Annotated in this window: 13 protein-coding genes and 1 pseudogene; 4 read left to right on the top strand and 10 right to left on the bottom strand. The window is 38.9% G+C overall.

The window, feature by feature from the left end:
- Nucleotides 1-38: 38 nt before the first annotated feature.
- Nucleotides 39-386 (bottom strand): hypothetical protein, encoded by a 348-nt coding sequence (locus KAI36_RS21975; protein ID WP_220026026.1) that lies wholly within the window; start codon nt 384-386, stop codon nt 39-41.
- A 1,724-nt stretch (nt 387-2,110) separates the two neighbouring features.
- On the opposite strand from KAI36_RS21975, the gene KAI36_RS21980 reads away from it, so the two are divergent.
- Nucleotides 2,111-3,415, top strand: a complete 1,305-nt coding sequence (locus tag KAI36_RS21980) for a pectate lyase family protein (RefSeq protein WP_220026027.1) — start codon at nt 2,111-2,113, stop codon at nt 3,413-3,415.
- Between the two features lie 167 nt (nt 3,416-3,582).
- Here the strand turns inward: KAI36_RS21980 and KAI36_RS27480 are convergent.
- Nucleotides 3,583-3,888 (bottom strand): annotated as a pseudogene (locus tag KAI36_RS27480) (hypothetical protein); the annotation flags it as partial.
- On the opposite strand from KAI36_RS27480, the gene KAI36_RS21990 reads away from it, so the two are divergent.
- A complete protein-coding gene (locus tag KAI36_RS21990) occupies nt 3,875-4,066 on the top strand; it encodes a hypothetical protein (RefSeq protein WP_220026028.1) in 192 nt (63 codons plus the stop codon). The pseudogene KAI36_RS27480 and the gene KAI36_RS21990 overlap by 14 nt on opposite strands.
- Nucleotides 4,015-4,434: a carbohydrate kinase family protein gene (locus tag KAI36_RS21995; RefSeq protein ID WP_220026029.1), complete on the top strand. Its 420-nt coding sequence runs from the start codon at nt 4,015-4,017 to the stop codon at nt 4,432-4,434. Before KAI36_RS21990 ends, KAI36_RS21995 begins: the two co-directional genes overlap by 52 nt.
- 380 nt (nt 4,435-4,814) lie before the next feature.
- Here the strand turns inward: KAI36_RS21995 and KAI36_RS27485 are convergent, their stop codons facing one another.
- The 8 genes from KAI36_RS27485 to KAI36_RS22035 form a co-directional block, all read right to left on the bottom strand.
- The gene (locus KAI36_RS27485) at nt 4,815-5,351 is read right to left on the bottom strand and encodes a hypothetical protein (RefSeq protein WP_258298158.1); all 537 of its coding nucleotides are present in this window, start codon (nt 5,349-5,351) and stop codon (nt 4,815-4,817) included.
- A gap of 450 nt (nt 5,352-5,801) precedes the next feature.
- The gene (locus KAI36_RS22005; protein WP_025722483.1) at nt 5,802-6,275 is read right to left on the bottom strand and encodes a PTS sugar transporter subunit IIA; all 474 of its coding nucleotides are present in this window, start codon (nt 6,273-6,275) and stop codon (nt 5,802-5,804) included.
- A gap of 48 nt (nt 6,276-6,323) precedes the next feature.
- On the bottom strand, nt 6,324-8,381 hold the full coding sequence (locus KAI36_RS22010) for a BglG family transcription antiterminator (RefSeq protein ID WP_220026031.1): 2,058 nt from the start codon (nt 8,379-8,381) through the stop codon (nt 6,324-6,326).
- Between the two features lie 162 nt (nt 8,382-8,543).
- A complete protein-coding gene (gene hxlB / locus KAI36_RS22015) occupies nt 8,544-9,107 on the bottom strand; it encodes a 6-phospho-3-hexuloisomerase (RefSeq protein ID WP_025722481.1) in 564 nt (187 codons plus the stop codon).
- Between the two features lie 10 nt (nt 9,108-9,117).
- Nucleotides 9,118-10,170: a galactitol-1-phosphate 5-dehydrogenase gene (locus tag KAI36_RS22020; protein ID WP_220026032.1), complete on the bottom strand. Its 1,053-nt coding sequence runs from the start codon at nt 10,168-10,170 to the stop codon at nt 9,118-9,120.
- Nucleotides 10,167-10,832: a ribulose-phosphate 3-epimerase gene (gene rpe / locus KAI36_RS22025; RefSeq protein ID WP_053325504.1), complete on the bottom strand. Its 666-nt coding sequence runs from the start codon at nt 10,830-10,832 to the stop codon at nt 10,167-10,169. Before rpe ends, KAI36_RS22020 begins: the two co-directional genes overlap by 4 nt.
- Before the next feature lie 22 nt (nt 10,833-10,854).
- The gene (locus tag KAI36_RS22030; protein ID WP_023988790.1) at nt 10,855-12,108 is read right to left on the bottom strand and encodes a PTS transporter subunit IIC; all 1,254 of its coding nucleotides are present in this window, start codon (nt 12,106-12,108) and stop codon (nt 10,855-10,857) included.
- 14 nt (nt 12,109-12,122) lie between these two features.
- A complete protein-coding gene (locus KAI36_RS22035) occupies nt 12,123-12,425 on the bottom strand; it encodes a PTS sugar transporter subunit IIB (protein ID WP_034095039.1) in 303 nt (100 codons plus the stop codon).
- A 270-nt stretch (nt 12,426-12,695) separates the two neighbouring features.
- On the opposite strand from KAI36_RS22035, the gene KAI36_RS22040 reads away from it, so the two are divergent.
- Nucleotides 12,696-12,875 (top strand): hypothetical protein, encoded by a 180-nt coding sequence (locus KAI36_RS22040; protein WP_220026033.1) that lies wholly within the window; start codon nt 12,696-12,698, stop codon nt 12,873-12,875.
- Nucleotides 12,876-13,006 lie beyond the last annotated feature (131 nt).

A 13,006-nucleotide genomic window follows, 5' to 3' on the forward strand; every position in this document is an offset into this window, starting at 1 on the left:
TTTTCGTATCATCTATTTCGTATGAGTGCCTTGCCGTCTTACAATAGGTGTTGCTTACCGTTTAGTACATCCCATTTGTAGCGAATCGTCTGTCCGTTGCTCTTGACATTAAAGTACAGGTTCTGTTCATTCCAATAATCCACCTGTACATTTTCCACAGCCGTATGTCGCAGGAATGAACTCAACAGGAGTTCGCTGTCGTCCTTAAGTTTAAGCAGCATTTCATCCGTGCGGTAGTCAGAAGCACTTGAATGAAGCGATATAGTAGCATATTGTCCATTGGATGAAAAGGCCAAATTTTCAATCCCCACATCGCCTTTTCCGTACAATGAAGTAATCTGATGGACTTCCTTAAATTGATATTGGCCCAGATTATAGTCCAGCAATTGTACATATCCTTACTGCTCATGATCGACATCCGATGCATACAAAGAAGCAATCCGGCCTTCCCCCTTTAAGACGTTTGGCTTGGGGAATGTCATCCATTGAAAACAGCTTTTCTATTGTAGAGCCCTTTTTTCTTTTCACAAAATTGCTATTCATTTGACTAACCGTCGAGTTGTCAAGTATTTTAATGGATTCGATTTTATAACCGTATCTGTCGCCAATTCTCACATATCTGGCATCCCGTGTTAAACTGTAAGGGTCTGCTTGTAGACCTATTGCTCTCGCGTATCTATATGCAATTTGTCGCCCATGGTGCCAGAATCGATTTTTTATAGCTTATTTGGCGCGGATTCGAGTTCATAATTAAAGAGAATAATCCTTGAACAAGCAGACTCAGTGCATAGTCGTAGTTTTTGTAAATCATGGCTTGATTGAATGCTTTAACTAATTGTTCTGGCCCTAGATCTTTTGTGGACAAACCAATCTTGTAAGATTGGCATTCGACTCATCTTTTCTCTTGGTAAGAACATAAATAGAGAGGACGAGACATTGGACCAGACCGGAAGGCTGTAGTGGTATAAGCCGCTTTTCGGTGTGCTCCCCTCGGTTCTATCACTAGCTTCAACTCCGCAAAACCTTTTTCACACGTGATTGACTCCGTCATATTGGTTGTAATCGAACGCTTGGTTTGTGGGTTAACTTCAATTGAGACTATAACATGCTTAAACTGGCTGTTTTTATAACATTAATCAGATAACATCTAGTAAGATAAACGTTACTTTTTCTATAAAATACACTGAGAAAAGTATGTTCCACTGATTGTCACCAATACATAGATGTTAACTGTATATTCACGAGTGGGATTGCCCCCAATAATAAGTAATATTGGTTTTGGACAGCGAATAAATTTATCAGTGAAATTATTTCATTTGACTACGATCAAGCATACTCATTTTAGATGATACATATGGAACAAAGTACTACTCCCTCACATAATATCTTTTTTCCGTGTCCATTCTTCCTAAAGCCAAATTTTCATACCTTCTGTGCCCCTATGAAATCTATTCCTACTTTGCTTTGAGTCATTTAATGCATCACTATTACAAACAATAGTGACCTTTCTTAATTGATAGTTGTAATAACCGACTAGATATCCGTCTGTTTCCAAATTTTTCATAGATAGAGCCCTGTGATAATATTTGATGCATCAAGTTTTCTTCAAACTTAATTTCAAACTCACCTTTTGGAAATTTTATATTTTCAAAAAAATTGAGCAATAGCAAATTGGTTTTTAACTTATGTCCCTGTCCATGGGTCTGGACAAGATTTATAACGCTAAATCAAAAAACTGCGATTATCGCGGCTCCTTATGAGTATAAGTTTTTCCACTCTGAGAGCAGTCCCTTTATTTATGCACTTTCTGTAATGTGATCTTCATATTTTTCTAGATCCGATCTGCGGTTGATTCTAAGGGGCAAACTCCAGTTACGCCTACCCAATCGTCCGTTACTACGGAGTAATCCCAAGCGCTTGGGATAGTAAATACCCTACCAGCAGCATTAAGTTGATAGGTATTTTTAGTTTTATAGAAAACACAAAATCGACATTAGTGGCTGGTTTATAATCTTTTTGCGCTAAAATAGTTGGAACGAATCTCAAAAAAAGTTATATTAGGATATATATATAATATCATTAGTATAATAAAAAAGGAGGAATATCCTAAATGGATGTACGAAGCTGTTTGCAACAAGGATGGAAGGTAGGCTTATGTATGTTGTTGTTGTGGATATGGATGATGGGGGCTGTAACAGCGGGTGAAGCCGGAGCACAACCGGTGTTCCCGGGAGCCGTGGGATACGGGACTGACACTTCAGCAGGCCGGGGCGGAAAAATAATCAAAGTGACCAACCTGAACAATGACGGGCAAGGCTCATTTCGTGCGGCATTAGAAACCAAGGGACCGCGGATTATTGTATTTGAAGTCGGCGGTGTCATAAATCTAGAAAAGGAGCGTCTTGAGCTAAGAGAACCCTACGTGACCATCGCAGGTCAAACGGCTCCCTCCCCTGGCATTACATTCATCCAGGGAGGTATGCAGATCAGAACGCATGATGTGTTGATGCAGCACGTCCGGTTTCGGATGGGCAACGGGGACAGCACTCAAGGTGCAGGCTTTGAACCAGATGTATCCACTTACGGAGCCTCCGCTTATAACATTGTCATTGACCATTGCTCCTTTTCTTGGGGAGTGGATGAGAACATGTCCTTCTCAGGTCCTCGTACCAGCGGAACCAAGGCGACTACCCACCGTGTAACACTCAGTAATAGTATTATCGCCGAAGGCCTGTATAATTCCGTTCATGAGAAGGGCCCCCATTCCATGGGCACGCTCGTTCATGATTACGTCCAGGACGTGGCAGTCATCGGAAACCTTTATGCCCATAACATGGAACGTAATCCGTGGTTCAAAGCATTCTCGACGGGCGTAATTGTTAACAATGTCATTTATAATCCAGGAAAATGGGCAATTCGACTCGGATTCGTGGAGAATGAATGGACGGATACGGGGATCAAACCGGAAGGCCCTAGAGTCAGTATCGTCGGGAATTACATGCGGCATGGAGTAGATACGATTAAAGGGTTAGGAATGGTCGGAACGAACAGTAAAAGCGGCTGGGCTTATCTCAAAGATAATCTTGCTTATGACCGTAATGGCAAGTCAGTCCCGCTGACTTTTGGCGGAATCAAGGAACTTGACAATCCACCTGTTTGGGTTGAAGGACTTGAAGCACTAGCTGCCTCAGAAGTAGTAAAGGAGGTCACTGAGCATGCAGGAGCAAGGCCAAAGGACCGGGATGCAACAGATCAACGAATTATCTCTGATTTTCTGACGGGTCGAGGAAAGATAATTGATAGTCAGGAAGATGTAGGGGGATACCCGGATGTTCCAGCGACCTACCGTGCTTTAAATGTACCTGACCACAGCATTGACGAATGGTTGTATCAATTTTCAATTGAGTTGGAGTAGTCTTTAATGCTCTTCAACAAGATCTAGTACAGTCCAGCATTCTGACTTGGGTACCTCCCAAGATTATAGGTATCTGATGTCCAATGAAAAGATCTGCTCAAACGTTTTTCGATTGCCCTCATCATATAAATTGCAATCAAGCCTGATCCTTCTTCGTTGAAAAATCAGCTTGTACTGTTCTTATCTACCACCGCACTTCCCGAGAAGCTCGCTCCGTCCTCTCCAGGCAGAATTGTCGGTGGGAGTTCTCCCCAATGCATGCGACCAAAGTCAGGCCGCGTATCATGGGGCGTATGCTGGTAGAACAGGTGGTACTCTCCCTCATAGTAAACCAAGTCGTTAGGATCGTTCATCCAATTTTTCTCAGGAGAATAATGAAATTGAGGCCTGTATGTCTCCCTATAATAACTGTTTGAGATCCCACCTTTTTTTGTTTCAGCCTTTCTGGATGAGCACCATGTGGATACGTCCATGCTCCTTTTTGATCCGGCAACTCCGACTACACTGGCCTTTGTTTCCCTTACCGCTAACGGCGAACGGGATTTCGTGTTCAATCGCGGAGCTGACCGTCAGCTGTCTCTGCAGGACATTGATAGAGAATGGACCCGGCAGGCTGGAGGAATTTATCACACTATCCAGAAGAGGAATTAAACATCATTACAGGGCTAGCTGACCGCGATGCTTCATTGGATCTTTTGCATGGGTTGGGAGCCAAGACGGTGGCAGTTACCTTGGGGAAAGAAGGAACCCTCATCTCAAGTGGTGCCTCCCGTTCGTTAATCGGCAGTATTGCTGTCAAATCGATCGACTCTACTGGTGCCGGAGATGCCTTCGTCGGAGCAATGCTGTATCAAATCAGCCAGCTGAGTCAGCCTAAGGCATTTACCTTCAACGCGAAGCAGCAGCAGGAATTTGTGACACTTGCCAATCAAGTCGGCGCCATCGTGTGCACTAAAGTTGGAGCGATTGCTGCCTTGCCGTCGTTGGAAGAAGTTAATCGTTTCGTAGCGCAAGGTTGAATCAAGGAATGAAGCGTAAAAACAGCAAAAGGTGTCCCACGATCTCTAAGGTCGACTGGACACCTTTTTATGTAGAGGTCCGTCATTCATTGGAAAGATGCTACCGATCAGGGCACCTTCCAATGAATGACGGAAAGCTTGGTGAAAATTCAAATTTATTATTTATGATGCGCATCCCTGTTGCTCTCGATTAATAAAATGAAGCGAGAGCATCGCGTCCTTATAATTGATAGGTCAATGAAAATGACTGACTGAAGGTAAGAATATATATAATCACTTTACAAATGAAAACTTTTATATCGCAAATGAAAGAAAAAATTATTCGCGAAGTACCAAAGATTGTGCAACCAAGCCTATACAAATAGAGTGGTTGCAGTAAGTCAATTTACACTTAGCCTGATTATTTTCTGATTTTGCTGATGAAAAACGGAATCGAATATGCTCCTGCATAAAACTTTTGATGGATTCGGATGCTGCTCCCTCTGTTGTCTATACTCAAATATCTCGCAAATACTTTCGTCAATATCAATGCTAGTTAAACCACCTCTTCCCTTAAGCCAATATCCAAGGTAATCGTCCCAATCTCCAGTTCCGATACCAACATTACATACTTGGATTTCATCAAAAATATCGAATGTCTTCTTTACGTAATCTCTTGTCACCAACTGTGTGTGAAGGCACTGTGGAGAAGAGTTCCATTCCCCCGCATTCGGACCTTTGAGTTCCAGATAATATTGCAGTAATTTCTCATCTTCCTTATTCATTGATAATGCCCCCATCATTAAGTTATGTTTGGTTTGTTCAATTCGATTAAATACAAACAAAAATTGCTCTTCCAACTTTATGCCTTTCTCACTTGATATTTTGCTTACAATGTATTCTTCACCCCATATATAGAAGGTATCGTCTTCAATCATAACCGTTTCTGCAAATTTCCTGCTTAAGCTTGGATTTTATAAGGTAGTTTTGATTGGAAACTTTGTGTCGATGTACATTGAACCAAACAGGATTAAGTATTCTGTCTCTGATAATGGACCAAATAATTAAAAAAAGTTTGTGTCGCTGTGCAGCGACACAAACTAAATCCATAGAGCCATAGAGATACAAATATCATTATTTAACTTTTCTTAACCATTCATCTTTATGTTTAGTTTCACTTTAACTTCATTAAAAAAAGCCGTTGTATCCCATACATTGAGCCCAAAGTATCCTTCTTTATAAGTTTATCTTTTGTGTCAATAACTAATTTATTGTTCAAACTATTTGGCTGTAAATCCAGTTTTCCATCATTGTTATATGTCGCAATTTCATATCCGATCCCATCAACAAATTTAATTAATTTTACAACATTATTTTATGTGTCTCTATTAAAGCAACTTCAAGAGTATTTCCTCGATCTCGGCAGGATTAGTTGCATTTTGAAAACGTTTAACGAATTTTTCTTCTTGAAACAAACTTGTTAAGTTCTTTAAAAATGAGATGTGCATCTTAGGATTTTTTACTACAAGTACCATCACGATTTCTGCGTTGACAGTTTCATCTGATCCCCCCATATCCTCGAACTCTATGCTATTATCTAAAACTGCAACGGCAATAGCAGTTTCGTTAACGAATTCTTTATTTGTATGTGGAATTGCTATACCAATTGTCCCCATGTTGATTCCGGTCGGATATTCGATTTCACGTTGAAGCAATGATTCTGTATATCCTTTTTTGGCATAATTTTTCTCTTCTATCTTTTTTCCAAAGCTTTTGATAAGCTCTTCCCTCGAATCGTAACGTGCGTGCAGTTGAATTAAATCCTGATCAAACACGAGTCCATTTATCGTTTTTGCGCTCATAATAATTACTCCCTTTTATAAAAATCGGAAAACATAGATATCTTTTTATTAATCCGTACCATATTTTTTGATGATACTATGGATATCCATTGCACTTTGGGCTTGAATGATAGCTTCACAATCATCTTTACTTTCAACAAGTTTCATTAACTGAACCAATGCCCTTAAGTGCTGTTGTTTATCGACAGCGGCTATGATAATAACGATGTTTATCGGCCTATTTCTTGCAAATTCAACGCCTTGCTCTAAACGGAGCAAGCTCATAGCTACTTCGTTTACGCCACTTTCGGGACTATCATGAGGAATTGCCACATTTGGGCTAATAATGATATACGGATCTTCCACATCGTAATGTTGGATCATAGCTTCTACATAAGAAGGTTGGATACTCCCTTGAAGCAGCAGCGGTAGCGCCCCTAATCGTATAGCCTCTTCCCAAGATGATACTGAAGGAAGCAATGTAATATTTTCCGGCGTTATCAGGTCATGCAAATTTGTCTTTTGTAATTCGGGTTGTGATTTGAAAGACAACGAGTGATGGCTTGTAAAGTAGTGTTGTAATTCCTTTGCAAGAAGTTGCCTGTTCTGAACGGTTGCATATTTCTCAACGATCTCCAGAATATTTTTCAAACTTAATTCAGATGGAGTGAATCCATGCAATAATTCCATCACTTGTTTTCGTAGAGAGATCTTTTCTTCCTTTTGTAATATTGGCTTAACTATAAATAGTCGTTTGTTCGTTTGCAGATATACGGAAGAAAAAACAATGTCATATTCCAAATCATACATCTTGAATTCTCTCACAGATAAGGAATCCAGAAAAATGAATTCAGGAAATAAATCATTCAAAGTAATGAGTAAAAGCTTAGAAACGGATACTCCGTTAGCGCAAACCACTACTGCTTTTGTTTTACTCAGAATGCTGTCTCCTTGCTTTGTTAACCAACCGCCTATCAGCATCGTTAAATAAGTGCATTCACTATCTGGAATATCACAGCCAATGTAATCAGCTAAAGGTTTTGCTGACTTTTTTACAAGGTGGTGCAGTTCTATGAATTCACTATTAATTGTTTCTTGTAGTGGATTAGTAATAGTAAGTTTGTATTTAATGCGATAATATGCAGGTTTTATATGCAGCATGATCATATGCAACAACTGCTTTTTGTCTTGTAAGGGGATGCAGGACATTTTCTCGAATCGCTCCAGCATCTTTTTCAATGCCTGATTTAAATCTGATACAATGTCTTCCCCAAGGAGCTCAGATGAGGAAACATTCGTCGTAAGAATTTGCAGCGTTATGAATAATCTTTCCTCGGTCGGGATATGCACCAAATCCGATAGTAGTTCTTGAACCGCTTGGTACTCCTTGGTATCCGATAATTCTTCATAGCTAATATGAAAGGAATTTATTGTTTTCCCAAGTTTGATTCTTCGCAGCAAGATCAGTAGGATATGCGGCAAAGTTTTCATCTTATCATCTGTAAATTTCAAGCTCAGATGGCTTTCAATCTTTTCAAGACGTTCATGAATCTGTTGCACTTCTTTTTCAGTGATCTCTGCTAACTGTTGAACCCATTTTTCCCCATTGTACATGTGATGAATTTTGTTAACGACATCAATCAATAACTTTCTTTTTTGAAATTCAACACCCTCAATTGAGTAACCAGATAACCGGGAATAACGGATACTAAGATCATAAGGTTCGACTAATTCTTGTGCTGCTTTTAGATCATTTAGTATGGTATTCTTGCTTACGTAAATGGAACTGGTAAAATGAAATAAAGATAATTCTTCACTACGACTCAGTAGGATCAGAATAATAAGTTCTACTCGCTCTGCTTCAGAAAAAATATACTTTTTTGTCGAAGGCTTGTTTACTTCATTAGGCACAGCAGAGAAGAGAGTAGCATCAACAATAAAAACACCCTGTTTATTCCGTTCAATTTTTGGTAGGCGTTGGCCCTCTAACCAGTCATTGATTTTTTCAAGGCTGTAACTGATTTGCCTGCGGCTTAAACCATACTTATGTTCCAAGTTCTTACTCTTCACACTTGGATTTGATAACAATTCTTGCAGCAAGCTGCTGCTTCTATCATCAAGCTGCATGGCTCTCTCTCCTCCTTCCTTGTTAATAATAATATTGACAGCTCCAGAGGATTATATAAGAGGCTTCAAGTTTAGGTCGTATTCAAATTACTCAATTTAATCTTTGCTCTTGGAGGCGCTCTGTGAAGAATCGAAATTTTGTTCTGCCTCCAAATCAAACGTTTATTCCAAATTAGCATGTCTTAATTTCATGTCATCATAGGTTTCATTAAAATTAGCTACCCATTCCAAAACAATCGCATCATACAAAAGAAGACTTAATTGCTCAAATGCCGATCCCATTGGTTGAATAGAAGATTCCATTAAATCAGTATCCGTTTCTTTATTGTCAACATTAATTAAAAGCATGTAATCAGCTAGTTTCCCCAAAGTGGACTGCGAATTCGTTGTATTAAGAATTACCTTTGCTCCTGATTGCTTTGCTTTTTTTGCATTTACTATTAGACCAGCGGTTTCTCCTGAACCAGAACCAATAAATAAAATATCCTCTGCTTGAATGCTTGGAGTAGTAATATCACCAACAATATAAACCGTTTTACCTAAGTGCAACAGTCGATTAGCGAAAGCACGGATCGCTAAACCTGATCTCCCTGAACCAGCAAGGAAAATCCGCTTTGTATTATACAAGACTTGCAGAATTTGTTCACTTTCACCAACATTCATTAAGGAAATACTTCTTTCTAATTCTTTCATAATGACTTCCATTTGTTTAATTAATTTGTCCATAAGTTCACCTTCAGCTTTCTGGATACATGATTACCTTGCCGATAAGTTCTTTTCTTTCCATTAATCGTTCAAACATTTCTGAACCTTCTTCAAGCGGTATACGATGTGTAATCATTTTTTTAGTATTTAATCTGTTATTGTGCATAAAGTGAACAGTCGTTGCCCATTCCTTACCTGGGAATGGTGCGGATACACAACTCCATGATCCCCACACGGTTAACTCACTTCTTAGGATTTTTTCAAAATAAAATCTTTCCATCGCAACGTCTGCATAAGGGATACCTAGGAACACAACTCCGCCGCCTTTTTTGGCGTAACCAAACACAGTTGCTGCTGTATGGGGCGTTCCAGCTGCTTCAACTACAATATCTGCATTCATGCCATCCGTATATTCAGCGACCTTTGTCAGAACATCTTCATTCAGAGAATTTATCGTATAATCGGCGCCTAACTCCTTCGCAATTTGAAGTTTTTCATCATCAATATCAACCGCAATTACTTTTTTCGCGCCAAATATTTTTGCCCATTGAACAGCAAACAACCCAATGGTTCCCCCTGCTCCAACAATGACCACATCGTCGCCCACCGATAGATTGGTTCGATAATACCCATGTAAAACTACAGTAGAAGGTTCTACCATTGAAGCTGATTCGAAATCCAAATCATTAGGTACTTTAACTAAATTCTTCTCTGGGAGTTTAATGTATTCGGCGAATCCACCGGGTTCCTTAGCACCTATTGCATGCAATGAATTCGCTCTAGCTGGTTGACCTGCTCGATAATAATAATCATCTTCTTCAATTAGTGCTGGACATCCAGCAACATGGTCTCCAACTTTTAGATCTGTTACTTGATCGCCAACTTGTTCTACAACACCTGCAAATTCATGTCCCCATACCTGACCAGGTGTGACTGCACCCAATTTTTTATATCGAGAGATATCAGATCCACAAATGCCACATGCTTTTATTTTTACAATGACATCTTTTCCATCCAGTATTTGAGGTTTTTCCGCTCCTCCAAAACGTATGTCTCTGGCACCATACAGTTTTAATGATTTCATTTTCTCTCATCCTTTCTCTCTCCATGTTCTAGACTTTTCAAATTCTTCACATGTGCTTTGTTATTCGAAAATAAATATGATCCGATGACAACCAAAGATGCTCCAGCTTCGATACATTGACTAGCTATACTCTCATCGACTCCACCATCAACTTCGATCTGAATATCTCGTTGACCTATCATTACTTTCAGTTCTCTTATTCTATCAATCGTTTCTTCCATAAAAACTTGATTAGGTCTTCCTGGATTGATCGACATAACTAGAACATAGTCAATGATGTTTAGAAAAGGTTTCAATAAAAAGGTGTCCGTCCCAGGATTAATGACGATCCCTGCTTTCCTTCCATGTTGCTTAATCTGATCAATGACAAAACGAATATGAGGAGTTGATTCATAGTGAACTGATATCATTTCTGCTCCAGTGTCCAACACACTCGCTATATGCTGCTCTGGGGCTGATACCATCATGTGAACATCTAATTTCATATTCACTTGTTTTTTTATATTTTTAATTTGTTCTGGTCCAAATGCGATATGAGGGACGAAGTTTCCGTCCATCATATCTACATGAAGTACTTGAAATCCTTCTTCATATAAAACATCGCATTCACTTTTTAAGTTCATTAAATCTGCTGCAAATATTGAAGGTAAAATCAGATTCATTATTTTTCCTCTTCTCTAGTCTTTATTTAACTAAAGTGCTTACCCAATAAATTAATAAGTTCCATATCTCAGAAAAAGTAACATCTGTCCCTAAACCTTTTAACTCGACACCTGCGCTGTTTAGCATCTGTGTTGCACCTGGTGCAACAAATCCTGCCAAATAAAATGTGATAATACAAAATACTACTGTCGACACAATAGAACGGAATAGATTTCCTTTACTTGTTAACGTACACATTACAGAAATATAGGTAACAGACATTAACAGTCCTATTGGAAAGAACTGAACTCCAGGTAAAATGAGTGCCAATAACATAACAATTGGAATAGAAACGACTGTAGTTGTAATAGTAGTCGGATCGCCTAAGCCTAGCGCAATATCCATCCCCACATTTAGATTGGAGTTATTCCCCATGCGTTTAATCATAAAGTCTTTTGCCGATTTCCCAATTGGAGATAGCCCGTCCATCATCACTCCAACAACTTTAGGCATTAATACCATAACTCCAGCTATCCCTGTGGCCATAGTCACTATCTCTGTAACAGGTCTTTTAGTAATTGCCCCTAAAACTAATCCAACAATAAATCCAATAATAACTGGGTCCCCGAGAACGCCTATTTTTTTATTAATTTTACTCAGAGAAAACTCCAATTTATTTAAACCAGGAATGAAATCAATGATTCTATTTACCAGCCAGGCAATCGGATAACCCCAAGCTGAATAAATAATAGTTGTGCAGGTTGTACCTTCTAAACCAAAGTATTCTTGCCATTTTGAAGCAATTAAATCACCAACGAATAGAGCAATAACAGACATCACCAATGTTACTACCAACCCTAACCAGAAACTGTCAAAAAGAAAGTAAGCCAAAGCTCCTGGAATTAGAAAATGCATGTAATTCCATATATCCACATTTAACGTTTTTGTCCATCTAAGTCGAACTAATACTAGATTAATAATTAAACCAAGAGGAATTGCTAATGCTGCAAAAGGAGGCACCCAAGATGCCGCCCCTACAGCTGGCCATCCAATATCTGCAATTGTAAATCCAGAACCGATTTTTGCATAATAATCAACTGCCGGTTTTAGGGAGGAATTGAGCAAGCCAACAACTAATGTTAAACCTAAGAAGCCTACCCCAACTAAAAGGCCTGATTTGATAGCGTTTCCAATTTTCATTCGAAAAACTAGACCTAATACGGTGATTATTATTGGTAAAATAGCTGTTGCTCCCATATCAGTAATAGATTTAATAATATTATGCACAGTATCCATTATGATCTACCACCTTAACTATTTTTTAAATCCAGCAGTTTTTCAGCCAATTGATTTTTTAATTTTTCTTCATTAAGCCCGGTTACAAATCCCATGATGTTCATATATGGCTTTTCATCGGTTTTAAAATTATTAGTTGTCAGAACAATATCGACGTTGTCAATAATATTCGGTAATTCCGTCATACTCGTTTTAATGATATCGTAATGTTCAATTCCTGCTTCTTTTAATACCTCTTTCACTCCATCTGCTGCGATAGTAGAAGTTGCTACTCCGCTTCCACAAGCTACGGCGATTTTAATTTTTGAATTTGACATGTTAATTCCTCCTGGTATGTTAGTTTTCGAAGCTAGTTTTAAATCCATTTCCAATCCCAAAGGGTTGAAAAAATCCTCCTTGCAAATTGTTTTATATTTCCTTTTACTCAGCAGGATTAACTTCTTTCTTGCTGTGGATTCATAATAACATGATGAATTCAATTGTTGTATTCGTTTACATCCCACTTTATAGACAACCGGTTGTACAATATAGTGATGAAAAAAATGATTTTCCCTCGATATTTTTCAGGTTAAAATCCATCTATTCCAATGAATTCAATCGTATCAACGAGTTCCGGGTTGGGTACAACGGTAGATGAGGCTGAGCTGCAACATGTAGACGTGAGAGATGATGAATCCTGGTACATGACGTCCTGTGGAGAGGAACCCACATCTGCCACAACGGAGGAAATGACACTTAGCAGCGCAGATTTGGCATTGCCGGGTTGATTCCATTTTGTCTCACTCTTTTTTCAATGATTTTCTATAATTCTCCAAAAAGAAATCCTGTCATCAAAGTTTTTGACGACCAGGATTTATAATAGTGACAAAAATATATTTTACATATGTGACAACCTTCA

Source organism: Paenibacillus sp. S02 (assembly GCF_019454065.1).
Classification (GTDB): Bacteria; Bacillota; Bacilli; order Paenibacillales; family Paenibacillaceae; genus Paenibacillus; species Paenibacillus polymyxa_B.